This is a genomic window from Rubellimicrobium roseum (assembly GCF_006152145.1).
GTDB lineage: Bacteria > Pseudomonadota > Alphaproteobacteria > Rhodobacterales > Rhodobacteraceae > Rubellimicrobium > Rubellimicrobium roseum.
In genome coordinates, this window is record NZ_VDFV01000008.1 from 57,474 (window position 1) to 83,631 (window position 26,158).

Consider the following 26,158-nt stretch of genomic DNA (forward strand, 5'->3'; position numbering starts at 1 on the left):
CCCTTGTCACGCTCGGGCCCGCAATCGCGCGACAAAGAAGCCATCGAGCCCGCCCTCCTCGGTCCACAGGTCGGGCCGGGTCCGCAGGCCCAGCTCCATCCGCCAGGCCGGGTCGATCCCCGGCGCCTCCGCGGGCTCCAGCGCCAGACCCGGATGCCGCTCCAGCGCCGCCTCGGCCTGCGCCTCGCCCTCGTCGGGCAAGAGCGAGCAGGTCGCGAAGACGAGCCGCCCGCCGGGGCGCAGCAACGTCAGCGCATGGTCGATCATCCTGGCCTGCAGCTCGATCAGCCCCGAGATCTCGGCCCCGTCCCGCGCCACCGGCAGGTCGGGGTGCCGCCGGATCGTCCCAGTGGCCGAGCAGGGTGCGTCGAGCAGGATCGCGTCCCAGCCCGTCTCGTCGAACTCCAGCGCATCCCCCTGCAGGACCCGCGCCTTCAGCCCGGTGCGCGCGATATTGTCGCGCAGCCGCTCCAGCCGGGGCGCCGACAGGTCCAGCGCTGTGACCTCGGCCCCCATCGCCGCCATCTGGAGCGTCTTGCCGCCCGGCGCTGCGCAAAGGTCCAGCACCCGCTCGCCCGGCTGTGCGGCCAGCACGCGGGCCGGCAGCGCGGCGGCGGCGTCCTGCACCCAGAACTCGCCCTCGTGCCAGCCCGGCAGCGCCGTGACCTGCACGCCCGCGTCCAGCCGCACCGTCCCCGTGGGCAGGAGCCGCCCGCCCAGCGTCTCGGCCAGCGCCGCCGGGTCGCCCTTGGCCGACAGGTCCAGGGCCGCCCCCGCCAGATGCGCGGCCTCGATGCCCCGCACCGCCGCCCCGCCCCACGCCTCGATCAGCGGCTGGCGCAGCCAGTCGGGCAGATGCGCGGGTCCCAGCCGCTCCCAGCCCTCCGGCCCCTCTTCCACCAGCCCCCGCAGCACGGCGTTGACGAGGCTCCGATAGGCCTCGGTCCGCTTGCCCTCGGCCACCAGAGCGACCACGGCGTTCACCACGCCATGCCCCGCCTCGCCCTGCCCGATCTCCAGCGCGCCCAGCCGCAGCGCGTTCCGGACCGCCAGCGGCGGTCCCTTGCGCAGCCGTGGCCCCAGCCAGCCGTCGAGCCGGGTCAGGTGCCGCAGCGTCTCGGTGGCCAGCCGCTGCGCCCGCGCCCGGCCCTCGGGCGCGAGAGAGGCCATCATCGCCGCCGCGCGGGCATCCGACAGCAGCATTCCTTCGCCGGTGACCGCGTTCAGCAGCCTCCAGGCCGCCCGCCGCGGCCCCAGCCCCGCGCGGTCCTCGCCCTCGCCCGCCGCCGTGGCCGGTTTGCGTGCCGCGCCTGTGTGCTTCCGTGCCATGGCTCACCTTGCCCCGCCGCGACCGCGCGCCCTATATGACCGGCGACCGGCCCCCGCAAGGCGGGGGCTCCAGGAGTCTGCCATGTCTGACGCCCCATCCCTGCCCCCCGCGGCGCAGCGCGCCCTCGCCGAGGCCGAGGCCCGCCGCAAGGCCGCGCAGCCTCTCGACCTCCCCCCCGAGAAGGGTGGCCGCGACGGCCCCGAGCCGGTGCGCTTCGGCGACTACGAACTCAAGGGCCGCGCGATAGACTTTTGATCGGTCCGGCAGGCGGGGCTCACCGCCCTACAGCCCGAGAACATCCATCATCGAGTATTCCCCCGGCGCCCTGTCCTGCCCCCAGAGCGCCGCGCGCAGCGCCCCCCGCGCGAAGATCGCGCGATCCGTCGCGACGTGCCGCAGGATCACCCGCTCGCCCTCGCCCGCGAAGATCACGTCGTGCTCGCCCACGATGTCGCCGCCCCGAAGGCTCGCGAAGCCGATATGTCCCCTGGTCCGCGCGCCCGTGATCCCGTCCCGCCCCCGGTCCGAGACCTCCTCCAGCGCGACCCCCCGACCAGCGGCGGCGGCTTCCCCCAGCATCAGCGCGGTGCCCGAAGGCGCGTCCACCTTCATCCGGTGATGCGCCTCGACGATCTCCACGTCCCAGTCCTCGCCCAGCGCCTCCGCGACCTTCCGCGTCAGCGCGGTCAGCAGGTTCAGCCCCAGGCTCATGTTCCCGGCCCGGATGATCGGCGCGTGCCGGGCCGCCGCCGAAAGGCGCTGGAGATGCTCCGCCTCCAGCCCGGTCGTGCCCACGACATGGACCGCCCGCGCCTGCGCCGCGAGGCCCGCGAACTCCACGGTCGCCGCCGGCGACGTGAAGTCGATCACCCCCTGCGCCTTGGCGAAGGCCTCCAGCGGATCGTCGGTCACCACCACGCCCAGAGCCGCGCCGCCCATGGCCTCGCCCACGTCGCGGCCCACCCAGGGATTGCCGGGCCGCTCCACCGCGCCCACGAGCCGCGCCTTGTCCGACCCTGCGACCAGCCGCACCAGCGTCTGCCCCATGCGCCCCGAGGCGCCCGTCACCACCAGCCCCGGCAACTCGTGCATTCCGCGATCCCTCCCTCGGCGTCCCGCCTCCTCTAGCGCCCGCCCGGCGCAAGGGCCAGCGCGCTTGGCATTCCGCCCCCTTGCGCCTACATGGCGCCCATGAGCCGCAGCCCTTCCCATTCCGGTCCTTCCCAGCGCATGCTGCGCGTGGGGGAACTCATCCGCCGCACCCTGTCCGAGATCCTCCAGCAGGGCGACCTGCACGACCCGGAGTTGTCGGGCGTCTCCATCACCGTGGGCGAGGTGCGGGTGACCCCCGACCTCAAGCGCGCCACGGCCTACGTCCTCCCCCTGGGCGGCGGCAACCGCGAAGGCATCCTGGCCGCGCTGCGCCGCAACAAGCCCGAGATCCGGCACATGATCGCCCGCGAGATGACGCTCAAGCACGTCCCCGACCTCAAGTTCGAGATCGACGAGACCTTCGACCGCATCGACGCCACCCGCCGGATGTTCTCGGACGAGCGCGTGCGCCGCGACCTCGAATCGCCCGAGGACGCGCCCGAGTGATCCGCGCGGCCCTGCTCGGCCTTTTCGCGCTCGCCGCGCCGGCCCAGGCGCTCGACTGCCGCGACGTGGAGTTCGAGGGCACACCCTACGCGCTCTGCGAGGTGGACGCGCGCGCGGAACGCCTGTCGCTCTTCCTCAACGACGCCACGGGGCAGCCCTACGGCTCCTTCGCCGCCGTCGAGGCCGAGCGCGGCCCCCTCGCCTTCGCCATGAACGGGGGCATGTACCACGAGGACCGCCGCCCCGTGGGCCTCTACCGCGAGGAGGGCGAGGAGTTGGCCCCCCTGGTCACGCGGCCCGGTCCCGGCAACTTCGGCCTCGTCCCGAACGGCCTCCTCTGCCTGTCGGACGAGGGTGCCTTCGTCGTCGAGACCCTCGCCTACGAGGCCGGGAACCGCGACTGCCATTCCGCCACCCAGTCCGGCCCCATGCTGGTCATCGACGGCGAGCTGCACCCCCGCTTCCTGCCCGACTCCGACTCGCGCTACATCCGCAACGGCGTCGGCACCTCGGCGGACGGGTCGCGCGCCGTCTTCGCCATCTCGCGCCGCCCCGTCACCTTCCACGAGTTCGGCCGCCTCTTCCGTGACGGCCTTTCGTTGCCCAACGCGCTCTACTTCGACGGCAGCATCTCGCGCCTTTACGCCCCCTCTCTGGGTCGCGACGACTGGGGCGTCCGCATGGGCCCCATCGTGGGACTCCTGGCCGCCGACGCCTCCCCTTGACCCCCGCCCTCGCGCCGTCTAGGGCGCGGGCCTTTCCAGAAGGGGGGACCATCATGGGACGCACGCGCAAGGGCCGGGCCATCTCGGGCTTCCTGATCGTGGACAAGCCGGCGGGGATCACCTCGACCTCCGTCGTCAACAAGGTCCGCTGGGCCATGCAGGCGCAGAAGGCGGGCCACGCGGGCACGCTCGACCCCGCCGCCACGGGCCTCCTCGCCGTCGCGCTGGGCGAGGCGACCAAGGTTCTTCCCTACGTGACCGAGGCGCTCAAGGCCTACGAGTTCACCGTCCGCTGGGGCCAGGAGACCACGACCGACGACGCCGAAGGCGCGGTCACCCGCACCAGCGACCTGCGCCCCACCGACGCGGAGATCGAGGCGGCCCTGCCCGAGTTCCGGGGCGACATCCTGCAGGTCCCGCCCGCCTTCTCCGCCGTCAAGGTCGACGGCGAGCGCGCCTACGACCTCGCCCGCGACGGCGAGACGGTGGAGCTCTCCGCCCGCCCCCTTTACGTCGACCGGCTCGCGCTCACCGCCCGCCCCGACCCCGACCACGCCGTGCTCCAGATGGTCTGCGGCAAGGGCGGCTATGTCCGGTCCATCGCCCGCGACCTCGGGCGGTCCCTAAGCTGCCTCGGCCACGTCACACAGCTCCGCCGCATCTGGTCCGGCCCCTTCGCGCTCCACGGCGCCGTGACCTGGGCCGAGATCGAAGCCAACGGGCAAGGAGCGTCGCTCGACGCCCGCCTCCTGCCTTTGGAGACCGCGCTCGTGGGCCTGCCCGAATGCCGGATTCCCGAAGCCAGCGTCGCGCTCCTGCGCAACGGCGGCCCCGCCCCCGTCTTCCCGGCCGACGGCCTCGACTGGGGCGACGAGGCCTGGGCCAGCCGCGACGGCCGGGCCATCGCCGTGGGCGTCTACGAGGGCGGCCACCTGCGCCCCACCCGCGTCTTCGCGGCCTGAGGCGCGGAACCCGGCCCGTTCTAGCCCTTCGGCCTCCGTTCCGTCAGGTCGATCCTGAATCCGTGGTCCTTCGCCGCCGCCCGGTGAAGCCGCTCGCTCTCCTCGGGCGACAGCGCCAGCGCGGCGGCGATCAGGTCGACCCACTCGGCCGAGGGCTTGCGCCGCCCCGTCGCCACCTGATTCAGGAAGGGCTGCGAGGTCCCCGCGAGCTTGGCCGCCCTGGCCTGCGACAGGTCGCGCCCGGCCAGGATCTCGCCCAGCGCCTGCGCCGTCTCGGTGGCGGGCAGGCTCACGGGGGCGTCCTGGCGCGGAGCGCGCGGCTTGCGCGGCGGCTCGGTCATCCGAGGTCGATCTTGTCCACGATGGCCCGCCGGGGCGGGCGGCGGCCCAAGGCGGGGGCCTGGGGCGGCGTGCGCGGCGCCTCCGCGTAGCGGTCGCCCGCCGCGCGCTTCTCCTCCAGCGGGATGGCCATGTCGGCGGCCTCGCCCACGGCAAAGGCCCGCGCCCGCGCGGCCCGCTGCGCGAACATCGCCCGGGTCGCCACTCGGTCCTCCTTGGCGTAGCTCACCACCGCCTCGTCCTTCAGCCCCATCCGCTGGCCCTGCTGGTAGGCGTCGATCCCCGCGCCGAGGAAGTTGAACTGCCAGCCCAGCGCCGCCTTTTCCTTGATGAGGAGGTTCAGCTCCAGCCAGTCGTGCTCGGACGAGCAGTTCTCCTCTCCGTCCGTCTGGAACGTGACGATGACCTTCGGGGCCACGGCCTTGCCCGCGACCGCGACCTCCACGGCCCGGATCGTCTTGACCGCCGCGTCGATCAGCGGCGTCGAGGCGCGGGGCTGGTAGGTCGCCTCCGTCAAGGGCCGCACCTCCTTCACGGGCGCGTTGGCGCAGAGCACGTCGATGGACATGGAATCGAACTGGATGAGCGAGAAGGCGATGTCGGCGTCTTCGGCCTGCAGCCCCGCGAGGTAGGCGTTGAAGCCCTCGATCGTCTGCGCCTTCACGCTCTCCATCGACCCCGTGCGGTCGAGAAGGAACGCCACGAGCGTCGGTTGGCTGGTCATGATGGTCTTCTCCCTGCCCTATTGCTGACAAGCGATATATTGCAGGCAGCAATAAGAGTCCAACCCTGCCCTCACCCGTCCCGAAGGATCTCCAGGAAGGCCGCCCCGAACCGTTCCGCCGCCCGCGCCCCGACGATCCGCTCGATCCCGGCCAGGTCGCGCGGTGCCTGCGCCGCGATCCGGGCCAGCGCGCTCGCGTTCAGCGACAGCGGCTTGTCCCGCCCCTCCGGCCCCCGCACCAGCTCCGCCTGCGCCGCCTGGAGCCGGTCGAAGACCGTCCCCTCCTCGCGCCCTGCGAGCTTCTGCCGCTGCGGGTGCATGGCCTGCGGCGCCTCGCCCAGGATCACTTGGAGGAAGCTCCGCCCGTAGGTGTCCAGCTTCTTCGCCCCCACGCCCGAAACCCCCGCCATCTCGTCCAGCGTGCGCGGGCGCTTCTCGGCCATCTCCATCAGCGTTTTGTCGGTGAAGACGACATAGGCCGGCACCTTGGCCTCCTGCGCCAGCGCCCGGCGATGCGCCTTGAGCGCCGCGAGCAGCCCCTCGTCCTCCTCGGCCACCAGGGCGCGCGGCTCGTCGCGGGTCGCCCCCCGTCCCTTGGCCCGCAGGACGTCGCGCCGCATGGTCACGGCCTGCTCGCCCTTCAGCACCGGCCCGGCCAGCGCCGTCAGCCGTAGCGCCCCATGGCGGCTCGGGTCCGGCCGCAGCAGGTCCTGCCCCAGCATCTGCCGGACGATGGCGTCCCACTGCCGCTCGTCCCAGTCCTTGCCCACGCCGAAGGTGGGCAGCCTGTCGTGCCCGCGCGCCACGACCTTGTCGGTCGCCCGCCCCAGCACGATGTCGACCAGATGCCCCTTGCCGAACCATTCCCCCGTGCGGATCGCCGCCGACAGCACCATCCGCGCGGGCAGGGTCGCGTCGAACACGTCCACCGGCCGGTCGCAGGTGTCGCAGGCGCCGCAGGGCTCCGCTGCCTCGTCGAAGTAGCCCAGCAGCGCCACCCGCCGGCACCCCGTCGCCTCCGCGATCCCCAAGAGCGCGTTGAGCCGCCCATGGTCGGCCAGCTTCCGGTCCTCGGGCGCGCCGCCCTCGTCAATCTGGGCCCGCCGCAGCCGGATGTCCTCGGGACCGTAGAGCGTCAGGGCCTCGGCCGGCAGCCCGTCGCGCCCCGCCCGCCCGATCTCCTGGTAGTACGATTCGACGCTCTTGGGCAGGTCCGCGTGCAGGACCCAGCGGATGTCGGGCTTGTCCACGCCCATGCCGAAGGCGACCGTCGCGACGACGATCAGCCCGTCCTCGCGCTGGAACCGCTCCTCGGCCAGCCTGCGCGCGTCCGGCTCCAGCCCCGCGTGATAGGGGATCGCTGACAGCCCCGCCTCGCGCAGCGCCTGCGCCAGCACCTCGGTCTTGTTGCGCGTCCCGCAATAGACGATCCCCGCCCGTCCTTTCCGCGCCTTGGCGTAGTCGATGACCTGGCGACGGGGCTGGTCCTTGAGCGCGAAGCCCAGATGGATGTTCGGCCGGTCGAAGCCGCGCAGGAAGACCTGCGGCTCCCGCCCGCCGAACAGACGCGCGACGATCTCTTCGCGCGTCTCCTCGTCCGCCGTCGCCGTGAAGGCCGCAAGCGGCACGCCCAGCGCCTCCCGCAGCGCCCCGATCCGCAGGTAGTCGGGCCGGAAGTCGTGCCCCCATTGGGCCACGCAATGCGCCTCGTCCACGGCGATGGCCGTCGCGCCCCACCGCTTCAGCGCGGCGGCCGTCCCCGGCTGCGCCAGCCGCTCGGGCGCGAGATACAGGAGCCGGACGCGCCCCTCCCGCAATCCCTCGCGCAAGCTGTCGTTTTCCTCCTCGGTGTTGGCCGAGGTATAGGCCCCCGCCTCCACGCCCGCCGCCGCCAGGGCGCGGACCTGATCCCGCATCAGCGCGATCAGAGGCGAGATCACCACCGTCAGTCCGTCGCGCAGCAGCGCCGGCAACTGGTAGCACAGCGACTTGCCCCCGCCCGTGGGCATCACCGCCAGCACGTCGCGCCCCCCGGCCACGGCGCGCACGATCTCCTCCTGCCCGGGGCGGAAGGAATCGAATCCCCAGACCTCCCGCAGGAGGACGTGGCCGGCGTCGGTGCTCATGGCCTCAGACGAACAGGGCGACGTTGTTGCGCAGGATGATCTCCAGCGCGTAGATCGCGATCAGCGCCACCAGCGGCGCGAGGTCCAGCCCGCCCATCGGCGGCAGCAACCGCCGGATCGGCCCGTAGATCGGCTCCAGCATCCGGCTCAGGCCGCCCCAGACCTGCTGGACGAACTGCTGGCGCGCGTTCAGCACGTTGAAGGCCAGCAGCCAGCTCATGATGAAATGCGCAAAGATCAGGAACTGCGCGATCTGCAGGATCATCATGAGGATCTGGAATAGTGAAAGCATCTCGGCGCCCGTCCCCGCTTCGTTCCGCCCTGACCTAAGGGGCCCACCCCGCCCGCGCAATCCCCGGCCCGCGCCCTGCGGCGCCGTGACCCCCCGTCAGAGTTGACGCGCGCGCGGGCCTCGGGCGAGGTCGCGCCCGGAGGCCCCGCCCATGTATCCGCTGTTCCGCCTTGCCTTCCAGCTCTGGCGCCACCGCGCCGACCCGCCGCTCCCTCTCCTCGGGATGCACGAAAGCCGCCATGTCTGCTGGCCCTGGGACCTCGACATCTTCCTCGAGCTGAACAACGGCCGCACGCTCACGCTCTACGACCTGGGCCGCATCCCCTGGTTCCGCCGCATCGGCCTCCACCCCGTCCTGCGGCAGGAGCGCTGGCAGGTCGCCATCGTCGGCGCCTCGGTGCGCTGGCGCCGCCGCGTCCACGCGATGGAGCGCCTGACGATGCGGACCCGCGCGCTCGGCTGGGACGAGCGCTTCCTTTACAGCGAACAGGCGCTCTGGCGCGCCGACGGCGAATGCGCCAGCCATGTCCTCATCCGCGCCGCCGTGAGCAACGCACAGGGCATCGTGCCAACCGCGCGCGTGCTGGCCGCCCTGGGCCACGACGCCCCCTCGCCGCCGCTGCCGCCCTGGGCGGCCGAATGGGTCGTGGCCGAATCGCTGCGCCCCTGGCCGCCGATGGCGGGGGACGCCGCCGCCCCGCCGCTCAGTCGGTGACGGTGTAGGTCGCCAGTTCGCAGACGTTGACCGCGTCCACCAGCTCCGAGCCGTCGTCGAAGACGGCCCGCAGGTCGTAGGTGCATTCGGCGCTGCCATCCGCGATCGTCACCGTGCCGCTCTCGCCGGGCGCCAGCTCGTGGCCGGCCGTGACCATGTTCTCGCTCCAGTTCGGGTCGCTGGCGGGCGAAGTGTAGAACTCGGTCAGCGTGGCGCTCGAATCGTTGACGACCTCGTAGGCCAGATCCTCGGCCAGGGCAGGCAGGGCCGCGAGGGTGGCCAGGGCCACGAGGGCCAGGCGGGCGAAGCGCATGAATGGGTCCTTTCCTCAGGTCGGGCGGCCCGTGCCGCCCCGCGCCTTTCCCCAGCGCGACAATGGCAAAACGGCGCCCGTTCCGGGGATTTCCCAAGGCTCTCCCCCGGGTGTTGCGCGAACCGGGGGAGGACCGTTCGGTGGTGTAGGGAGTCGTTAACCTGCCCCTGCCACGCTCGCCCCCAAGGACCCGGAGCGCCCCCCCATGACCCCGCCCTCCGGCCCGCCCCGGCACGGCGCCATGGAAAGGGGGGCGGGCCCGGACGGACCCGGCGGACAAGGCGGGCGCGCTTCCCCCCGGGGCGGCCACGGATGGCCAGCCGCTCCGGGCCGCGCGTCCGCCGATGGCCGTTCCTGTCCGGGGCTCCTGCGGGAGAGAGGCTTCACGGACCGAGGCTCTTTGAAGGGACGGCGCGGGCCCCCGTCCCCCTGGGAGGACTCCCCCTCACGTCGGGTGACGCCGGGGGCGGGACCGCAAAGACCCAGCCGCCGCGCGTCGTGCACGCGCCCCCTGCCCGCGCCGGAGTGGCGTCCGCCGGGCAGACCCGGAGGCTGTCCCCCTTGGGGATACGCTCCGGCCAGACGGAACGGGCGCGGGCCTTTCGACCCGCGCCCGCCCCTCTTCCTTGGCTGACCCAGCCCGGTCAGGCCATGTACTGCCCGCCATTCGCCGACAGCGTCGCCCCGGTGATGAAGCCCGCCGCGTCGGACGCGAGGAACACCACGCAACGCGCGATCTCCTCGGGCTCGCCCAGGCGGCCCACCGGGATCGCGGGCAGGATCACGTCCTTCATGACCTCGGGTTTGATGCCCGCCATCATCTCCGTGTTGATGTAGCCCGGCGCGATGACGTTGACCGTGATCCCCGCCCGCGCGCCTTCCTGCGCCAGCGCCTTGGTGAAGCCGATGTCGCCCGCTTTGGCGGCGGCGTAGTTGGCCTGGGCGAACTGCCCCTTCTGCCCGTTGATCGAGCTGATGGAGATGACACGCCCGAACTTGCGGTCCCGCATCCCGTTCCAGACGTTGTGCGTCATATTGAACAGGCCGGTCAGGTTGGTGTCGATGACCTCGTGCCATTGCTGCGGGGTCATGCGGTGGAAGGGCGCGTCGCGGGTGATACCCGCGTTGTTCACCAGCACCTCGACAGGACCCAGCTCCGCCTCGACCTGCGCCACGCCCGCCTTGCAGGCCTCGTAGTCGCCGACGTTCCACTTGAAGGTCTTGATGCCGGTGCCTTCCGTGAACGCCTGCGCCGCGGCGTCGTTGCCGGCGTAGCTCGCGGCGACCCGGTAGCCTTCGGCCATCAGCGCCTTGGAGATCGCCGCGCCGATCCCGCGCGAGCCTCCGGTGACAAGGGCGACTCTCGCCATGGTGGAACTCCTCCCGTCAGTTTGTCCTTGGGGCGGGCGGCCCGGCTCTCCTCCCAGCGCCGGGCCGCCCCCTCGCCGCCCCGAAGGGCCGCGAAACCGTTTACCGCTCGACGCAGAGCGCGACGCCCATGCCGCCGCCGATGCAGAGCGTGGCGAGACCCTTCTTCGCGTCCCGCCGCTTCATCTCGTAAAGGAGCGTGTTGAGCACCCGCGCGCCCGAGGCCCCGATGGGGTGCCCGATGGCGATGGCCCCGCCGTTGACGTTCACGATGGACGGGTCCCAGCCCATGTCCTTGTTGACCGCGCAGGCCTGGGCGGCGAAGGCCTCGTTGGCCTCCACGAGGTCGAGGTCGCCCACCTTCCAGCCCGCCTTTTCCAGCGCCTTGCGCGAGGCGTAGATCGGCCCCACGCCCATGATGGACGGATCGAGGCCCGCGGTCGCGTAGGCGGCGATCCGCGCCAGCGGCTCGATGCCCCGGCGCTGCGCCTCCTCCTCGGACATGAGCAGCACCGCCGCCGCCCCGTCGTTGAGCCCCGAGGCGTTCCCGGCCGTCACAGATCCGTCCTTGGTGAAGGCGGGACGCAGCTTCGCCACCGACTCCAGCGTCGCGCCGTGGCGGATGTACTCGTCGCTGTCCACCACCGTGTCGCCCTTGCGGGTCTTGATGGTGAAGGGAACGATCTCGTCCTTGAACTTCCCGGCCTTCTGCGCGGCCTCGGCCTTGTTCTGGCTGGCCACCGCGAACTCGTCCTGCTGCTCGCGCGAGATCTGCCATTGCTGGGCGACGTTCTCGGCCGTCTGGCCCATGTGGTAGCCGTTGAAGGCGTCCCAGAGCCCGTCCTTGATCATCGTGTCGATCAGGGCCAGGTCGCCCATCTTGGTGCCCGCCCGCATCGGCGCGGCATGGGGCGACAGGGTCATGTTCTCCTGCCCGCCCGCGCAGATGATGCTCGCGTCGCCCAGCATGATGTGCTGCGCGCCCAGCGCGACGGCGCGCAGGCCCGACCCGCAAACCTGGTTGAGGCTCCAGGCCGCGCTCTCCTGCGGCAGCCCCGCCTTGATGTGCGCCTGCCGCGCCGGGTTCTGGCCCTGCGCCGCCGTCAGCACCTGCCCCAGGATCGTCTCGCTCACCTCGCCCGGCTCGACGCCCGCGCGCTCCACCACGGCCCGCAGGACGGCGGCGCCGAGGTCATGGGCGGGTGTGCCGGCAAAGGCGCCGGAGAACGATCCCACGGCCGTGCGCGCGGCCGAGGCGATGACGACATTGGTCATGGGCCAAACCTCCCTGGTCCCGGGCGGGGCGGCCCCCCGCCTCTCGTGGCTGTGATAACCTTGGGACACCCGCCGGGGAAGCGCAAGCGCTGCATGGCAGCATTGCGACTCAGGTCGCCCCGCCCCAGCGGCCCAGCGCCGCCTCGTCCTCGTCCCTGGCCGCGACCCAGGTCTCGCCCCCCGGTCCCAGTTCTTTCTTCCAGAAGGGCGCGCGGGACTTGAGGTAGTCCATCAGGAACTCGGCCGCCTCGAAGGCCGCCCGCCGGTGCGGGGCCGCCGCCAGCACCATCATGATGGGCTCGCCGACATCCAGGCGCCCGTGGCGGTGGATCACACGCGCCGCCGTCAGGCCGAAGCGCGCCCGAGCTTCCTCGACCATCGCCGCAATGGCGGATTCGGTCATGCCCGGATAGTGCTCGATCTCCAGGGCCGACAGGCCGCCGTCGCCCCGCACGACGCCGGTGAAGCTCACCACCGCCCCCGCGCCCGCCGCCGAGAAGCCCGACAGTTCCGCCCCCGGATCGAACGGATCGAGCGCGATGCGGACCTCCACCGCTCAGCCCCCCGTCATCGGCGGGAAGAAGGCCACCTCCCGCGCGCCCACCAGCGGCGCGTCGAACGCGGCGAGCTTCTGGTCCACCGCCACCCGCACCGCCCGCAGGTCCGACAGCGCCAGGGCATGGCCCTCGCTGCGCCCCCGCAGCTCCTCGACCAGCGCCGCCACGGTGGGGGCCTGCGTCTCGACCTTCTCGCGGGCGGTCCCGGCGCGCTCGCGCAGCCAGGCGAAGTAGAGCACCTCGATCATCGCGCGTCCTTGAGGTAGGGCAGCGACTTGCGGAAATAGTCCCAGCCGGTGATCGCCGTCAGGGCCGCCGCGACCCAGATCAGCAGGAGGCCCAGCCAAGTCGCGAGCCCGGCCCAGGTCGTTCCCGGCGGCAGGCCCACGCGCCCCACCCGCGGCGGCAGCGGCACGTCGAGCGTAGCGAGCCCCAGCCCCAGGAACAGCACGCCGATGGCCACCATCTGCGCCGTGGTCTTCCACTTCGCAAGCCGCGTGACCTTCAGCGTCCCCGGATTGGACCCAAGGTACTCCCGCAGCCCCCCCACGAAGATCTCGCGGAAGACGATCACGGTGGCGGGCAGGATCAGCCAGGGGTTCATCCCCGAATAGCCGGTGATGACGAAGATCGCGATCACCACCATGGCCTTGTCTGCGATGGGGTCGAGCATGGCGCCGAAGCGGCTTTCCTGCTTCCAGAGCCGCGCGAGGTGCCCGTCGAACCAGTCGGTGACCGCCGCGCCCACGAAAAGCGTCAGCGCCAGGAAATCCGCCCAGGGCCGCGAGAAGTAGAGGAACATGATCGGGACCCCCGGCGCCGCACAGAGCCGCAGGACGGTCAGGATGTTCGGGATGGTCCAGACGATCATGCCCCTCATGTAGCCGCTCGGCCCGGGCGGGGGAAGGCATGGGGCGGAGATCGGGGCGCAAGGCCGCAGGAGCGTTTCCCGCAACCCTCAGGTCCGGGGCCGGACGAGGATGCCGGGGGCGCCTCGCGCCGCCGCTCCTGTTCCTCCCGGCCCCTCGCGGGCGCCGGGGGCCGACGTCGCTCGAAACCACCCCCGGCTGCTTCGTCCCCGCCCTTCCGGCGGGGACCGTTCCTCAGCCCTTCTCGTGGAAATACCCGTAGATCGCCTCTGCGAGCTGGTCCGACACCCCCGGCACCGCCTTGAGATCCACGAGCGCCGCGCGGGACACGGCCTTGGCGCTGCCGAAATGCTGGAGCAGCGCCCGCTTGCGCGTCGCCCCCACGCCGGGAATCTCGTCGAGAGGGTTCGCCAGCAGGCTCTTCGCGCGCTTGGCCCGGTGCGTGCCGATCGCGAATCGGTGCGCCTCGTCCCGCAGGCGCTGGACGAAGTAGAGCACGGGATCGTTGTGGGGCAGCGCGAAGGGGCGCGACGACAGGGGCCGCCAGAACTCCTCCTTGCCCATGTCGCGGTCAATGCCCTTGGCGACGCCCAGCATCGGGATGTCGTGGACGCCATGCTCGGCCATGATCTCGTAGGCCGCCGACACCTGCCCCTGCCCGCCGTCGATCAGCAGCAGGTCCGGCCAGGCCGGGCTCTCGCGGTCGGGGTCCTCCTTGAGGAGCCGCGTGAAGCGCCGGGTCAGCACCTCCTTCATCATGCCGAAGTCGTCGCCGGGCTTGGCGGTCTCGATGTTGAACTTGCGGTACTGTCCCTTCTCGAAGCCGTTCGGCCCCGAGACGATGAAGGCCCCGACCGCGTTCGTGCCCATGATGTGCGAATTGTCGTACACCTCGATCCGGCGCGGGGGGCTGGGCAGCTCGAACTTCTCGGCCAGGCCGTCCAGCAGCTTCGCCTGGGCGGCCGACTCGCTCATCCGGCGCGCCAGCGATTCGCGGGCGTTGCGCAGGGCGCCCTCGACCAGCTCGGCCTTCTCGCCCCGCTGCGGCACGGCGATGTCGACCCGCCGCTTCGCCTTCTCGGACAGGGCCGCCATCAGCACCTCGGGCTCGTCCACGCCGTTCGACACCAGCACCAGCGGCGGCGGGTCGCGGTCCGAGTAGAACTGCCCCAGGAAGGCCTGCATGACCTCGCCCGCGTCGTCGTCGCCAGCGAGCCGGGGATAGAAGTCGTGGTTGCCCCAGTTCTGGTGGGCGCGGATGAAGAAGACCTGCACGCAGGCCTGCCCCCCCTCCATGTGGAGCGCGACGATGTCGGCCTCGTTGACCGTCCGCGGGTTGATCCCCTGCGCGGTCTGCACCTGCGTCAGCGCCTTGATCCGGTCCCGCAGGGCGGCCGCGCGCTCGAACTCCATCGCCTCGGCGGCCTCGTTCATCTGACGCGCGAGCGTCTCCTGCACCTTGGTCGTCTTGCCCGACAGGAACCGCGCGGCATCGAAGACCTGGTCCGCGTAGTCGTCCTCGGAGATGAGCCCAACGCAGGGCCCGCTGCACCGCTTGATCTGGTGCAGCAGGCAAGGCCGCGTCCGGCTGGAGAACACCGCATCCGTGCAGCTCCGCAGCAGGAACGCCTTCTGGAGCTGGTTCAGCGTCCGGTTCACCGCCCCGGCGCTGGCGAAGGGCCCGAAGTAGTCGCCCTTGTCGGTCCGCGCGCCTCGGTGCTTGCGGATCTGCGGGAACTTGTGCGCGCTGACGATGATGTTCGGGAACGACTTGTCGTCGCGCAGCAGCACGTTGTAGCGCGGCTTGAGCTGCTTGATGAGGTTCTGCTCCAGCAGCAGCGCCTCGGTCTCGGTCCGCGTCGTCAGGAACATCATCGACGCGGTCTCGCGGATCATCCGGGCGATGCGGTGCGAATGCCCCGACGGCCGCGCGTAGTTCGACACCCGCGCCTTCAGGTTCTTCGCCTTGCCGACGTAGAGAACGCGGTTCTGCTCGTCGAGCATCCGGTAGACGCCCGGAGAGCTGTCGAGCTGGCGCAGGTAGGCCGCGATGCGCTCGTGCCCGCGCAGCTCGGGTTCGGGGCTTTCGGGCGTCGGAGGAAGGAGGTCGTCGGGCATGGGGATATCGCGTGCTGGGCAGGGCAATCTAGCGCGCCGGCTGGGGAAGGAACAACCCGGGCCTGTGGATAAGTCCGGGGACGAACGACGGATGGAAAAATCGGGACCCTGGGGACAAGCCCGGGCGCCGGGGCCGCTTATCCTCAGGATAACCCATTCACCTTGATACATAATTCCGAACGGCAACCACCCGCCGCCGCCTCCCCCGAGTCCCCCACAGGCCCCGGTGGAGAACCTGTGGACAACCGGGGATAACCTTCAGCCGCGCCCAATGATGTCGGGAGTTTTCCACCCCAGGTGCTGCCCGCCGTCCACGCAGATCATCTCGCCCGTGACTGCCTTGGCGTCGAGCAGATAACCCAGCGCCGCCACGATATCCTCGGGGTCCGACCCACGCTGCAGGACGGTTCCGGCGCGCTGGCGGGCGAAGTGGTCCTCGGTCTGGCGGTGGCCCCGGATCGTGGGCCCCGGCCCGATGGCGTTGACGCGCACCCGTGGCGCCAGCGCCTGGGCCGCCGTCTGCGTCAGGGTCCAGAGCCCCGCCTTGGCCAAGGTGTAGGTCATGAACTCCGGGGTCAGCTTGCGCACCCGCTGGTCGACCATGTTGACCACCAGCGCCTGCGCCACCGGTTCGCCCCGTGCATCCGGCACCGGGTCCGGGACCTGCGCCGCGAAGGCCTGGATCAGCAGGAAGGGCGCGCGCAGGTTCGAGCCGATGTGCCGGTCCCAGCTTTCGCGCGTGGCGGTGGACAGGTTGTCGTACTCGAAGATCGAGGCGTTGTTGACCAGCACCGTCACCGGCCCGCCCAGCGCCTCGGTCGCCTCCGGCAACAAGGCCGTCACTTGCTCCTCGTCGAGAAGATCCGCCCCCAGCGCCACGGCGCGCCGGCCCAGGGCCTCGATCTCGCGGACCACACCCTGCGCCTCGGCCTCGGACGTGTTGTAGTGGACGGCCACGTCGTGCCCCCGCTCGGCCAGCCGCAGCGCCATGGCGCGCCCCAGCCGCGCCGCGCCTCCGGTAACGAGCGCCCTCACGCCCGCCCGCAGGGGCAGGACCCCTTCCCGATCCGGGGTCGCCCGCAGGACGGGCAGAAGGCCTCGCGCTTCGGGCCCGGCAGGCGCAGGCGGCCCAGCAGCCCGCCGACCCAGGCGATCACCGCCATGGCGCAAAGGAACAGGATGACGGCCTTGACCAGCATCTCAGAGCCCGAAGCGGGCAAAGGCGGCCCGCTCCTCCAGCACCGCGACGGCGTCCTCGGCCAAGGCGAGGCCGAAGCGCGACAGGAAGGGCCGGCGCATCCCGTAGCGCCGGAAGCGCACCTTCTCGCCGAAGCGGGCCCGGAGCGTGGGGGCCAGATGCCCGATCCCGTCCGCGAGGCCCTGCGTCACGGCATTCTGCCCGATCCAGACCTCACCCGTGAACAGGTCGGGGTTGTCCGCGAGCTTCGTCCCCCGCCGGGACCGCACATGGGCGATGAATACGTCATGAAGCTGCGAAAGCCAGCCGTTCAGGCGCTCCACGTCCTCGGGCCGTTCGGGCCGGAAGGGGTCGAGGAGCGACTTCGACCGCCCCGCCGTGTGCACCCGCCGCTCGACCCCCACCCGGGCGATCAGGTCCTGGAAGCCGAACCCCGCCGAGATGACGCCGATGGAGCCCACCAGGGAGCCCGGATCGCAGTAGATCTCGTCCGCCGCCGTGGCGAGCCAGTAGCCGCCTGAGGCCGCCACGTCCTCGACGAAGGCCAGCACCGGCACCCGCTTCTCGACCGAGAGTCGTCGGATGCGCGCCGCGATCAGCGAGGACTGGACAGGCGAGCCCCCGGGCGAGTTGATCTGGAGAGCCACGGCCGCAGGCCTGCCGCGGAAGGCCGCCTCGATCGCTGGGGCCAGGGCCTGGTCGGTCAGCGACCGCGCGCCGCCCGTGCCGATCGGGCCCTGCAGGCGGATCACCGCCACGGTGGGATGCCGCGAGCGGAAACGGAGAAGATCGGGAAGGTTCACCATGCTGCGCACCTATGTCCCGGCCCGCTCCCCCGCAAGGCTCAGCGCCGCAGCCGCCAGCCGCTGCGGAAGATCCACCAGACAATTCCCAGGCAGATCGCCGTGAAGGCCGCGATGGCCAGGAGCGACACCCCCACCGGCACGTCCGCCAGCCCGAAGAAGGACCAGCGGAAGCCCGAGATCAGGTAGACCACCGGGTTGAACAGCGCGACCGTCTGCCAGATGCCCGGCAGCATGGAGACGCTGTAGAAGCTGCCCCCCAGGAACACGAGCGGCGTGATGACGAGAAGCGGGATGATCTGGAGCTGCTCGAAGTTGCCCGCCCAGATGCCGATGATGAAGCCCAGGAGCGAGAAGCTCAGGCAGGTCAGCACCAGGAAGGCCAGCATGGCCAGGGGATGCGCGATCTGGATGTCGACGAACAGCCAGCTCGTGGCCAGGATGATGAGGCCGATGATGAAGGCCTTGGACGCCGCCGCGCCCACATAGCCCAGCACCGCCTCGAAGAAGCTCACGGGGGCCGACAGCACCTCGAAGATCGTGCCGATGAACTTGGGGAAATAGATGCCGAAGGAGGCGTTCGAGATGCCCTGCGTGATGACCGTGAGCATGATGAGCCCCGGCACGATGAAGGCCCCGTAGGAGACGCCTTCCACCTCCTGGATGCGCCCGCCGATGGCGGCGCCGAAGACGACGAAGTAGAGCGAGGTCGAGATCACGGGGGCGATAAGCGACTGCGTGACCGTGCGGAAGAAGCGCCCCATCTCCTGCATGTAGATGGATCGGACGGCGTGGATGTTCATTCGGCGGCCTCCCGTTGGTCATCGTTCACGAGGCCCACGAAGATGTCCTCGAGCGAGGACGCCTCGGTGTCGAGGTCGGCGACGGCAATCCCGGCCTCCGAGAGCGCGGCCAGAAGCGTGGCGATGCCGGTCCGCTCGGCCTTGGTGTCGTAGGTGTAGATCAGACGGCGCCCGCCGTCCTCCAGCGCAAGCCCGAAGGCCGCGAGCCCCGAGGGAATGGCCGCCAGCGGCTGCTGAAGATCGATCTTCAGCACCTTCTGCCCCATCCGCCGCATCAGACTGTCCTTGTCCTCCACGAGGAGGATGCGGCCCTTGGAGATCACCGCCACGCGGTCGGCGATGGCCTCGGCTTCCTCGATGTAGTGGGTGGTCAGGATGATGGTGACGCCCTCGCGCCGCAGCTCTCCCACGACCCGCCACATGTCGCGGCGGAGCTCCACGTCGACGCCCGCCGAAGGCTCGTCGAGGAACAGCACGCGCGGCTCGTGGCTCAGGGCCTTGGCGATCAGCACCCGGCGCTTCATGCCGCCCGACAGCTCGGTGACCTTGCTGTCCTTCTTGTCCCAAAGCGAGAGCTGCCGCAGCACCTTCTCGACATGGGCATCGTTCCGGGGCAGCCCGAAGAGCCCGCGCGAGAAGCGGACGGTGTTCCACACCTTCTCGAAGGGTTCGAGGTTAATCTCCTGCGGCACGAGGCCGATCAGGGTCCGCGCCGCGCGCCAGTCGCGTGCGATGTCGTGGCCCGCGACGGTGGCGGTGCCTCCGGTGATCCGCGCGATCCCGCAGATGGCCGAGATCAGCGTGGTCTTGCCAGCGCCGTTCGGCCCCAGGAGCGCGAGGATCTCGCCCTCCGCGATGTCGAGCGACACGCCCTTCAGCGCCTCGAAGCCGTTGTCGTAGCTCTTGCGGATATCGCGGATGCTCAGGATCGGCGCCATCGTCCCCTCCCCAGGCCAGTGCGCCGGTGTGGTAGCGTGGCCGCGCGCGACGGGGAACCCCCTTCCTGTGCCGCCAGTCCCCAGTCGCGGACGGAGCCCAAGGCGGGCTTCCGGGTTCCCGAGCCTTGGGGTAAGGGCTCCGGGACCCACGGAGTCCCGCCGCATGAGCCTCAACAGTTTCGGCCACCTGTTCCGCTTCACGACCTGGGGCGAATCCCATGGGCCCGCGCTGGGAGCCGTGGTGGACGGCTGCCCTCCCGGCGTGCCGCTGTCCGAGGCGCTGATCCAGCCCTGGCTCGACAAGCGGCGGCCCGGCCAGAACCGCAACACGACCCAGCGGCAGGAGCCCGACGCCGTGCGCATCCTGTCGGGCGTATTCGAGGGCGTGACCACCGGCACCTCGATCAGCCTCCTGATCGAGAACACCGACCAGCGCTCCAAGGACTACGGCGACATCGCCCAGACCTTCCGGCCCGGCCACGCCGACCTGACCTACCATCTGAAGTACGGGGTGCGCGACTACCGGGGCGGCGGCCGCTCCTCGGCGCGCGAGACGGCGGCGCGGGTGGCGGCCGGCGGGGTGGCGCGGCAGGTGCTGGCGGCCCTGGCGCCGACCGTCCGAATCACCGGCTACATGGTCCAGATGGGCGAGAAGAGGATCGACGGCTCGCGCTTCGACTGGGCCGAGATCACGCGCAACGACTTCTGGTGCCCCGATCCGGTCGCCGCCGCCGAGTGGGAAGACTATCTCGCGTGGCTGCGCAAGGACGACCACAATTCGGTGGGGGCGATGATCGAGGTGGTGGCCGAGGGCGTGCCGCCGGGCCTCGGCGCGCCGATCTACGGCAAGCTCGACTCGGACCTCGCCTCGGCGATGATGTCCATCAACGCGGTGAAGGGCGTGGAGATCGGAGAGGGCATGGCCGCAGCGGCTCTGACGGGACGTGACAACGCCGACGAGATCTTCTGGGAGAATGGCCGGGTCGGTTATGGCTCCAACCACGCGGGTGGGATTCTCGGGGGCATCTCGACCGGGCAGCCGATCACAGTGCGCTTCGCCGTGAAGCCCACGTCTTCGATCCTGTCGCCGCGGCGTTCGATCCGCCTGGACGGCACGCCGGCCGAGGTCGTCACCAAGGGCCGCCACGACCCTTGCGTGGGCATCCGCGCGGTCCCGGTGGGCGAGGCGATGATGGCCTTGGTGCTGGCGGACCACCTGCTCCTCGACCGCGGCCAGACGGGCGGAGTCCGGGGCCGCATCGGCTAGCGCAGGCTGGCCACGTAGTCGCGCAGGAGGGCCGCCCGGCGGGGGCGGAAGCTATCCTCCGTGGCGCGCGCCTCTTCGATCCGGTCCAGCCGGAACCGGCGGAAGTCTTCGCGCAGGCAGCACCAGGCCACCATCAGCAGGACCTCGTCGAGAAAGGCCACGGCCAGGGGCCAGACCCGGCGCCGGGTGATCCGTCCGTCCTCGTCCCGATAGGCAAGGTCGACAGCCCGCTCCTCCCACGCGGCCTCGCGCAGGACCGAGAGCACCGCCTGCGGGACCACGCGTGGACGGTGGCGGTAGACGCGCAGCACTGCATGAGCGGCCTCGCGAGCCTGCCGTTCAGGTAGGCGGGCGATGACCTTGGCCGCGACCGACTCGGCCGCCTGCGCCAGATCCGCGTCGCCGGACTGGCGCACCTCGCCCAAGCCCAGGAGCAGCGCCTCGATCTCCAGTCGCGTGAAGCTCTGCGGGGGCAGCGCCGGGTCTTCCTCCAGCACGTAGCCGTAACCCGCGGCGCCCTCGATCCTCGCTCCGGCGGCCCGAAGCGCGACGATGTCACGGTAGACCTGTCGGGGCGAGACCTCGGTCGCCTCGGCGAGCCGCGCAGCCGTCACGGGCGCGGACAGGCTGCGGAGCGCATGGAGGAGACGGAACAGGCGGTCGCTGCGGGACATGGTCCTCCTGACAGCTTCTGTCAGCACCCCTGGAGCATAACAGAGGCACACCGGACCACAACCACGGGAGACGCCCGATGCTGACCTTCTACCACGCCCCGATGACCCGCTCGACGCGGGTGCTGACCCTGATCGCGGCCATGGACATCTTCGACTGGATCGAGATCCGCGAGGTGACGGTGCCGCGTCTCGACGGCACCGGGCGCCGTGATCCAGCCAACCCTCATCCCGAGGGCAAGGTGCCCCTCCTCGTTCATGACGAGGTTCCCATCCGGGAGAGCGCCGCGATCCTGCTCTATCTCACTGACCTCTTCCCCCATGCCGGGCTTGGCGTGCCGGTCGGGCATCCCCTGCGGGGAGCTTACCTGTCTTGGCTGGCCTGGTATGCCGGAGTCATGGAACCCGCGCTGATTCATGAGGCGGCGGGGCTCTCGCATCCCTACCTGACCGCGACCTTCCGGGGGCCGACCGAGATCCGGGACCGGTTGTCCGCCGCTCTCGTCAGCAGCAACTGGCTGGTGGGCGACCGCTACACGGCAGCGGACCTGCTCGTGTCCTCACCCTTTCTGTGGTTCGGGAATCTGGACCCGGGCTGCGACCGCGTCCGCGGCTGGGTCGCACGGTGCGCGGCGCACCCGGCGCGGCTCAAGGCGCTGGAGATAGACGACCGGACGCGGGCCGCCTGACCTTGGCTCCGGGCCGAGGTGGGGCGCCGCCGATCCGGCAGCGCCCCCACGCGCTCAGGCGTTGATGCTGTCCTTGAGGGCCTTGGCGATCGTGACCTTCACGACCTTGTCCGACTCCTTCTTGATCTGCTCGCCCGTGGACGGGTTGCGGACCATGCGCTCGGGCCGCTCGCGGCAGTAGATCTTGCCCACGCCGGGCAGCGTCACGGCGCCACCTTCCGAGACGGTCTTGGTGATGATGCCGGTCAGCGCATCGAGCAGCGCGCTCGCAGCCTTCTTGTCCGTGTTCGTTTCATCGGCCAGGGCGGCGACGAGCTGCGCCTTGGTCATCTGGTTGGCCATCGTTAACTCTCCTGTTTGGCAGCCCTGTGGGGTGGATCAATCCCATGCTGCACAGCCATTCCTTGGACTTGTCCAGCAAAAAGCGTCGTTTCTTGAGGAAACGAACCGATTTACAGGAAAGCCGTCTCCATGAAGCTACGGAGCTTGCGGCTGTGGATGCGTTCGAGCGGCTCCTCGCGCAGCCGCTCCATGGCGCGGATGCCGATCAGAAGGTGCCGCGCGACCTGAGTCCGGTAGAAGTCGGACGCCATGCCGGGCAGCTTCAGCTCTCCGTGGAGCGGCTTGTCGGAGACGCAGAGGAGCGTCCCGTAGGGCACCCGGAAGCGGAAGCCATTGGCCGCAATAGTGGCCGATTCCATGTCGAGCGCGACGGCCCGGCTCTGCGACAGGCGCGCCACGGGGCCGGACTGGTCGCGCAGCTCCCAGTTGCGGTTGTCGATGGTGGCCACCGTCCCGGTGCGCATGACGCGCTTGAGCTCGTAGCCGTCGAGCCCCGTCACCTCCTCCACCGCCTTCTCCAGCGCAACTTGGATCTCGGCCAAGGCCGGGATGGGCACCCAGATGGGCAGGTCGTCGTCGAGGACGTGATCCTCGCGCAGGTAGGCGTGGGCGAGCACGAAGTCGCCCAAGCGCTGGCTGTTGCGCAGCCCCGCGCAGTGGCCGACCATGAGCCAGGCATGCGGGCGCAGCACCGCGATGTGGTCGGTCGCCGTCTTGGCATTCGACGGGCCCACGCCGATGTTCACCAGCGTGATCCCCTGCCCGTCCGCGCGCTTCAGGTGGTAGGTCGGCATCTGCGGCAGCTTGGATGGGATAGCCAGATGGCCTTCGGGCGCGGTGATCTCGGCGTTGCCGGGGGCTACGAAGGCCGTGTAGCCGCTCTCGGGCCGGCCGAGCTGCTGGCGGGCGTAGGCCTCGAACTCCTCGACGTAGAACTGGTAGTTGGTGAATAGGACGTGGTTCTGGAAATGGACCGGATCGGTCGCGGTGTAGTGCGACAGCCGCGCGAGCGAGTAGTCCACGCGCTGCGCCGTGAAGGGGGCGAGCGGGATCGAGCCGTCGGCGTAGAGGAAGCCGTCGCCGTTGACGATGTCGTCGTTCATCGTGGCGAGGTCGGGCACGTCGAAGACGTCGCGCAGCGGGAAGTCCATCGCGCCTTCCTGCGGGACCGAGAGCCGCGCGTCGTTCGTGACCGCGAAATGCACCGGGATCGGCGTGCGCGAGGGGCCGACCACCACCCGCACCCCGTGGTTGCGGATGAGCAACGCCACCTGCTGCTCCAGGTAGTTGGCGAAGAGCCGCGGCCGCGTCACCGTGGTCGAGTAGGTGCCCGGCGCGGCGACGTGCCCGAAGGAGAGCCGCGAATCGGACTGGGCGAAGCTCGTGGTCGACAGGCGGATCTCGGGGTAGTAGGCGCGCACCGGCCGCTCGGGGCGGCCGTGGCGCAGCGCCCCGGCGAAGCGGTCGCTCAGGAAGTCGGTCGCCGTCTCGTAAAGCTCGACCAGCCGGGCCACGGCGGCGCGGGCGTCGTCGAAGGCCTCCGGGGCGGGCGCGTCCGGCGTGTCGAAGGGGCCGATGTCGGGATTGCGGGCGTTCATGCGTTTCCCTCGAAGAGGCTGGTGATCTCGAAGCGGCGGACGTCCACGAGACCCTTGTCGCTCAGGCGCAGCTCGGGGATCACGACCAGCGCCAGGAGCGAATGCTGCATGTAGGCGTTGTTCAGGCGGCAGCCGCAGGCGGTCATGGCCTCGACGAGGCGTTGGGCTTGGGCCGCGACCTCGCGCGCGGGGGCGTCGGACATGAGGCCCGCGATGGGCAGGGGCACGAGGGCGATCTCGACCCCGTCCTTCCAGACCGTGACGCCGCCGCCCGCCTCCGCGAGCCGGTTGGCCGCCGCCGCCATCATGGCCCGGTCGGTGCCCACGACGATCATGTGGTGGCTGTCATGCGCGACCGTGGAGGCCACCGCCATGCCCGGCCCGTAGCCGAAGCCCGAGACGAAGGCGTTGGTCACGCCGCCCGTGGCCCGGTGCCGCTCCACGAGCGCGATATGGGCCACGGCGCCCTCGGGCTCCACGAGGCCCTCCCGCACGGGCAGGTCGGCGGAAAGCGCCCTGGTCGGGGCTTGGTTCTCGACGACGCCGATGACCTTGACGCGCACCCGGTCCCGCGTGTCGGGGGCGGGCACGGCGAAGTCGGAGGCCCCGAGTCGCTTGCCGAGACGGACGGTCCGGCGCGCCGCTTCGGGCCAGTCGTAGTGCGGGCACTCCGCCAGCAGGCGGCCCCCTTCGGCCACGAGCCGCCCCCGGGCATAGACCGCCTCGATGGGCAAATCGCGCAGGTCCGAGGTGAGGATCACGTCGGCGCGGCGGCCGGGGGCGATGCTCCCCAGTTCCCGCTCCAGCCCGAAATGGGTGGCGGTGTTGATCGTGGCCATCTGAAGGGCGATCAGCGGGTCGCAGCCGCAGGCGATGGCGTGGCGCACGACGCGGTCCATGTGGCCGTCGTTCACTAGCGTGCCGGAGTGGCAGTCGTCCGTGCAGAGGATGAAGTTGCGCGGGTCGAGGCCCTTTTCCGTGATCGCGGTGATCTGGGATTCGACGTCGTACCAAGCCGAGCCGAGGCGCAGCATGGACCGCATCCCCTGCCGGACGCGGGCGATGGCGTCCGATTCGGCGGTGCCTTCGTGGTCGTCGGCGGCCCCTCCGGCCACATAGGCGTGGAAGGGGATGCCGCGGTCGGGGCTGGCATAGTGGCCGCCCACCGTCTTGCCCGCGCGCATGGTGGCAGCCATCTCGGCCAGCATCTGCCCGTCGCCGTTCACCACGCCGGGGTAGTTCATCATCTCGCCCAGGCCGATGATGCCGGGCCAGGACATCGCCGCCTCGACGTCGCCCTCGGTGATCTCGAAGCCCGTCGTCTCCAGGCCGGGGGCCGAGGGCGCGCAGGAGGGCATCTGGGTGAAGATGCTGACGGGCTGCATCAGCGCCTCGTCGTGCATCATGCGCACGCCTGCGAGGCCCAGGACGTTGGCGATCTCGTGCGGGTCGGTGAACATGGTGGTCGTGCCGTGGGGGATCACGGCGGCGGCGAACTCGGCGGGCGTGAGCATCCCGGATTCGATGTGCATGTGGCCGTCGCAGAGGCCGGGGATCAGGAAGCGGCCCCCGGACTCGACCACCTCGGTCCCCTCGCCGATGCAGTGGGAGGCGTCGGGACCCACATAGGCGAAGCGGCCCGCCGCGACCGCGACCTGCCAGCCGGGCAGCAGCTCGCGGCTTTGCACGTTGACGAGGGTGCCGCCCCGGATGACGAGATCGGCCGGGGCGCGGCCGGCGGCAACGGCGACGAGGCGGGGGGCGCAATCGGCCCAGGTCTTGAGCTCATGGTCCTGCATGGCCCATTTGGCCCCGGCCTCCGCCGGGGCGCAAGCCCCGCGCGACGCCCGCCTGCCTTGTGCCCTGCCCATGATGGTCCTTTCCTTGCCTGTTCCTCCTGTTCTGCCCGAGAACGGTAAACGAAACGTAGCACCACCGAACGGTGGGGGGCCGATTCGCGCAACACCCCGGAAAGGACCCGACATGCCCGACCTCGACCGATTCCTCGTCCCGCAGGACGCGACCTATGCCGGCGCGCTCGCGGAACTCCGGCGCGGGCGGAAGGAGAGCCACTGGATGTGGTGGGTCTTTCCGCAGCTCCGGGCGCTGGGCCGTACGGGCACGGCCAAGGCCTATGGCTTGGCCGATCTGGAGGAGGCGCGGGCCTACCTCGCCCACCCGGTGCTGGGGCCGCGGCTGGTGGACGCGGCGCGGGCGATGCTGGCCCATCGGGGCCGCGACGCGGCCGAGGTTCTGGGGGGCGTCGACGCGATGAAGCTGCGCTCCTGCGCGACGCTCTTCGCGGCCGTGCCGGATGCGCCGCCCGAGTTCCAGGCGCTGCTCGACGCCTTTCACGGGGGCGAGCCGGACCCTCTGACCACCGCCGAGCTGGCGCGCGGCTGAGCCCGCCCAGCCATTGAGCCGGGCGCCGCGCTGGGCGGGGCGACGGTCCGCCGGCCCCTTTCCTCGTCCGGCCCGCCCCCTCACCCTGTCCCGGATACGCCTGCGCCACCCTTGCGGCGGCGCGCCCTCGGCTT

General features: G+C 71.1%; 30 protein-coding genes. 8 read left to right on the plus strand and 22 right to left on the minus strand.

Going from position 1 to position 26,158, the window contains the following annotated elements:
• Positions 1-6: 6 nt before the first annotated feature.
• Positions 7-1,329, minus strand: a complete 1,323-nt coding sequence (locus tag FHG71_RS08400; RefSeq protein ID WP_139081183.1) for an RsmB/NOP family class I SAM-dependent RNA methyltransferase — start codon at positions 1,327-1,329, stop codon at positions 7-9.
• A gap of 82 nt (positions 1,330-1,411) precedes the next feature.
• Here FHG71_RS08400 and FHG71_RS08405 point away from each other — a divergent pair, with 82 nt between their 5' ends.
• Positions 1,412-1,585, plus strand: a complete 174-nt coding sequence (locus FHG71_RS08405; RefSeq protein ID WP_139081184.1) for a DUF1674 domain-containing protein — start codon at positions 1,412-1,414, stop codon at positions 1,583-1,585.
• Between the two features lie 27 nt (positions 1,586-1,612).
• Here FHG71_RS08405 and dapB read toward each other — a convergent pair whose 3' ends face one another.
• Positions 1,613-2,422 carry a 4-hydroxy-tetrahydrodipicolinate reductase gene (gene dapB / locus FHG71_RS08410; RefSeq protein WP_139081185.1) on the minus strand — a complete coding sequence of 270 codons (810 nt, stop codon included), beginning with the start codon at positions 2,420-2,422 and terminating at the stop codon, positions 1,613-1,615.
• Positions 2,423-2,521: 99 nt separating this feature from the next.
• Between dapB and rbfA the strand changes: the two genes are divergently transcribed.
• The 3 genes from rbfA to truB are packed head-to-tail and all read left to right on the plus strand — an operon-like array spanning position 2,522 to position 4,616.
• Positions 2,522-2,929, plus strand: a complete 408-nt coding sequence (gene rbfA / locus FHG71_RS08415; protein WP_139081186.1) for a 30S ribosome-binding factor RbfA — start codon at positions 2,522-2,524, stop codon at positions 2,927-2,929.
• Complete coding sequence (locus FHG71_RS08420; protein ID WP_425467340.1) at positions 2,926-3,654, plus strand: phosphodiester glycosidase family protein; 729 nt, start codon at positions 2,926-2,928, stop codon at positions 3,652-3,654. The genes rbfA and FHG71_RS08420 overlap by 4 nt, the downstream gene beginning before the upstream one ends.
• Before the next feature lie 53 nt (positions 3,655-3,707).
• Entirely contained in the window at positions 3,708-4,616 is a 909-nt protein-coding gene (gene truB, locus FHG71_RS08425) for a tRNA pseudouridine(55) synthase TruB (RefSeq protein ID WP_139081187.1), read from the plus strand.
• A 20-nt stretch (positions 4,617-4,636) separates the two neighbouring features.
• On the opposite strand, the gene FHG71_RS08430 is transcribed toward truB, so the two are convergent.
• From FHG71_RS08430 to FHG71_RS08445, 4 genes are all read right to left on the minus strand, one after another.
• Entirely contained in the window at positions 4,637-4,909 is a 273-nt protein-coding gene (locus FHG71_RS08430; protein WP_218014061.1) for a helix-turn-helix domain-containing protein, read from the minus strand.
• A gap of 44 nt (positions 4,910-4,953) precedes the next feature.
• Complete coding sequence (locus FHG71_RS08435; protein ID WP_139081189.1) at positions 4,954-5,679, minus strand: vWA domain-containing protein; 726 nt, start codon at positions 5,677-5,679, stop codon at positions 4,954-4,956.
• Between the two features lie 71 nt (positions 5,680-5,750).
• Positions 5,751-7,805, minus strand: coding sequence for a DNA helicase RecQ (gene recQ, locus FHG71_RS08440; RefSeq protein ID WP_139081190.1), 2,055 nt, complete (start codon positions 7,803-7,805; stop codon positions 5,751-5,753).
• A gap of 4 nt (positions 7,806-7,809) precedes the next feature.
• Positions 7,810-8,097 carry a YggT family protein gene (locus FHG71_RS08445; protein WP_139081191.1) on the minus strand — a complete coding sequence of 96 codons (288 nt, stop codon included), beginning with the start codon at positions 8,095-8,097 and terminating at the stop codon, positions 7,810-7,812.
• A gap of 151 nt (positions 8,098-8,248) precedes the next feature.
• Here FHG71_RS08445 and FHG71_RS08450 point away from each other — a divergent pair, with 151 nt between their 5' ends.
• On the plus strand, positions 8,249-8,812 hold the full coding sequence (locus FHG71_RS08450; protein WP_139081192.1) for an acyl-CoA thioesterase: 564 nt from the start codon (positions 8,249-8,251) through the stop codon (positions 8,810-8,812).
• Here FHG71_RS08450 and FHG71_RS08455 read toward each other — a convergent pair.
• The 12 genes from FHG71_RS08455 to FHG71_RS08510 form a co-directional block, all read right to left on the minus strand.
• Positions 8,802-9,125, minus strand: a complete 324-nt coding sequence (locus FHG71_RS08455; RefSeq protein ID WP_139081193.1) for a hypothetical protein — start codon at positions 9,123-9,125, stop codon at positions 8,802-8,804. The genes FHG71_RS08450 and FHG71_RS08455 overlap by 11 nt on opposite strands.
• Before the next feature lie 644 nt (positions 9,126-9,769).
• Complete coding sequence (gene phbB / locus FHG71_RS08460; protein ID WP_139081194.1) at positions 9,770-10,495, minus strand: acetoacetyl-CoA reductase; 726 nt, start codon at positions 10,493-10,495, stop codon at positions 9,770-9,772.
• A gap of 100 nt (positions 10,496-10,595) precedes the next feature.
• Entirely contained in the window at positions 10,596-11,768 is a 1,173-nt protein-coding gene (locus tag FHG71_RS08465; RefSeq protein ID WP_139081195.1) for an acetyl-CoA C-acetyltransferase, read from the minus strand.
• 109 nt (positions 11,769-11,877) lie between these two features.
• A complete protein-coding gene (locus FHG71_RS08470) occupies positions 11,878-12,321 on the minus strand; it encodes a molybdenum cofactor biosynthesis protein MoaE (protein ID WP_139081196.1) in 444 nt (147 codons plus the stop codon).
• A gap of 3 nt (positions 12,322-12,324) precedes the next feature.
• On the minus strand, positions 12,325-12,573 hold the full coding sequence (moaD, locus tag FHG71_RS08475) for a molybdopterin converting factor subunit 1 (RefSeq protein ID WP_139081197.1): 249 nt from the start codon (positions 12,571-12,573) through the stop codon (positions 12,325-12,327).
• Positions 12,570-13,193 carry a CDP-diacylglycerol--glycerol-3-phosphate 3-phosphatidyltransferase gene (gene pgsA / locus FHG71_RS08480; protein WP_139081256.1) on the minus strand — a complete coding sequence of 208 codons (624 nt, stop codon included), beginning with the start codon at positions 13,191-13,193 and terminating at the stop codon, positions 12,570-12,572. Before pgsA ends, moaD begins: the two co-directional genes overlap by 4 nt.
• Positions 13,194-13,428: 235 nt before the next feature.
• Positions 13,429-15,312, minus strand: coding sequence for an excinuclease ABC subunit UvrC (uvrC, locus tag FHG71_RS08485; RefSeq protein ID WP_139081198.1), 1,884 nt, complete (start codon positions 15,310-15,312; stop codon positions 13,429-13,431).
• Positions 15,313-15,570: 258 nt separating this feature from the next.
• Positions 15,571-16,347, minus strand: a complete 777-nt coding sequence (locus FHG71_RS08490; protein WP_281281959.1) for an SDR family oxidoreductase — start codon at positions 16,345-16,347, stop codon at positions 15,571-15,573.
• Entirely contained in the window at positions 16,344-16,511 is a 168-nt protein-coding gene (locus FHG71_RS08495; RefSeq protein WP_176559338.1) for a hypothetical protein, read from the minus strand. Before FHG71_RS08495 ends, FHG71_RS08490 begins: the two co-directional genes overlap by 4 nt.
• Position 16,512: 1 nt before the next feature.
• On the minus strand, positions 16,513-17,316 hold the full coding sequence (locus FHG71_RS08500; RefSeq protein ID WP_139081200.1) for a S49 family peptidase: 804 nt from the start codon (positions 17,314-17,316) through the stop codon (positions 16,513-16,515).
• Positions 17,317-17,354: 38 nt separating this feature from the next.
• Positions 17,355-18,116, minus strand: coding sequence for an ABC transporter permease (locus tag FHG71_RS08505; RefSeq protein ID WP_139081201.1), 762 nt, complete (start codon positions 18,114-18,116; stop codon positions 17,355-17,357).
• Positions 18,113-19,054: an ABC transporter ATP-binding protein gene (locus FHG71_RS08510; RefSeq protein ID WP_139081202.1), complete on the minus strand. Its 942-nt coding sequence runs from the start codon at positions 19,052-19,054 to the stop codon at positions 18,113-18,115. The genes FHG71_RS08505 and FHG71_RS08510 overlap by 4 nt, the downstream gene beginning before the upstream one ends.
• A 163-nt stretch (positions 19,055-19,217) precedes the next feature.
• Here FHG71_RS08510 and aroC point away from each other — a divergent pair, with 163 nt between their 5' ends.
• The gene (gene aroC, locus FHG71_RS08515) at positions 19,218-20,321 is read left to right on the plus strand and encodes a chorismate synthase (RefSeq protein ID WP_139081203.1); all 1,104 of its coding nucleotides are present in this window, start codon (positions 19,218-19,220) and stop codon (positions 20,319-20,321) included.
• Here aroC and FHG71_RS08520 read toward each other — a convergent pair.
• Positions 20,318-20,995 (minus strand): helix-turn-helix transcriptional regulator, encoded by a 678-nt coding sequence (locus FHG71_RS08520; RefSeq protein ID WP_139081204.1) that lies wholly within the window; start codon positions 20,993-20,995, stop codon positions 20,318-20,320. The two genes, aroC and FHG71_RS08520, sit on opposite strands and share 4 nt — an antisense overlap.
• Positions 20,996-21,072: 77 nt before the next feature.
• Here FHG71_RS08520 and FHG71_RS08525 point away from each other — a divergent pair, with 77 nt between their 5' ends.
• Positions 21,073-21,681: a glutathione S-transferase family protein gene (locus FHG71_RS08525; protein ID WP_139081205.1), complete on the plus strand. Its 609-nt coding sequence runs from the start codon at positions 21,073-21,075 to the stop codon at positions 21,679-21,681.
• A gap of 54 nt (positions 21,682-21,735) precedes the next feature.
• On the opposite strand, the gene FHG71_RS08530 is transcribed toward FHG71_RS08525, so the two are convergent.
• The 3 genes from FHG71_RS08530 to FHG71_RS08540 form a co-directional block, all read right to left on the minus strand.
• Positions 21,736-22,023: an HU family DNA-binding protein gene (locus tag FHG71_RS08530; protein WP_139081206.1), complete on the minus strand. Its 288-nt coding sequence runs from the start codon at positions 22,021-22,023 to the stop codon at positions 21,736-21,738.
• Positions 22,024-22,133: 110 nt separating this feature from the next.
• Positions 22,134-23,621 carry an AMP nucleosidase gene (locus FHG71_RS08535; protein WP_139081207.1) on the minus strand — a complete coding sequence of 496 codons (1,488 nt, stop codon included), beginning with the start codon at positions 23,619-23,621 and terminating at the stop codon, positions 22,134-22,136.
• Complete coding sequence (locus tag FHG71_RS08540; protein ID WP_139081208.1) at positions 23,618-25,420, minus strand: adenine deaminase; 1,803 nt, start codon at positions 25,418-25,420, stop codon at positions 23,618-23,620. The genes FHG71_RS08535 and FHG71_RS08540 overlap by 4 nt, the downstream gene beginning before the upstream one ends.
• Positions 25,421-25,604: 184 nt before the next feature.
• Between FHG71_RS08540 and FHG71_RS08545 the strand changes: the two genes are divergently transcribed.
• Positions 25,605-26,024, plus strand: a complete 420-nt coding sequence (locus FHG71_RS08545) for a DUF1810 domain-containing protein (protein ID WP_139081209.1) — start codon at positions 25,605-25,607, stop codon at positions 26,022-26,024.
• Positions 26,025-26,158: the final 134 nt, after the last annotated feature.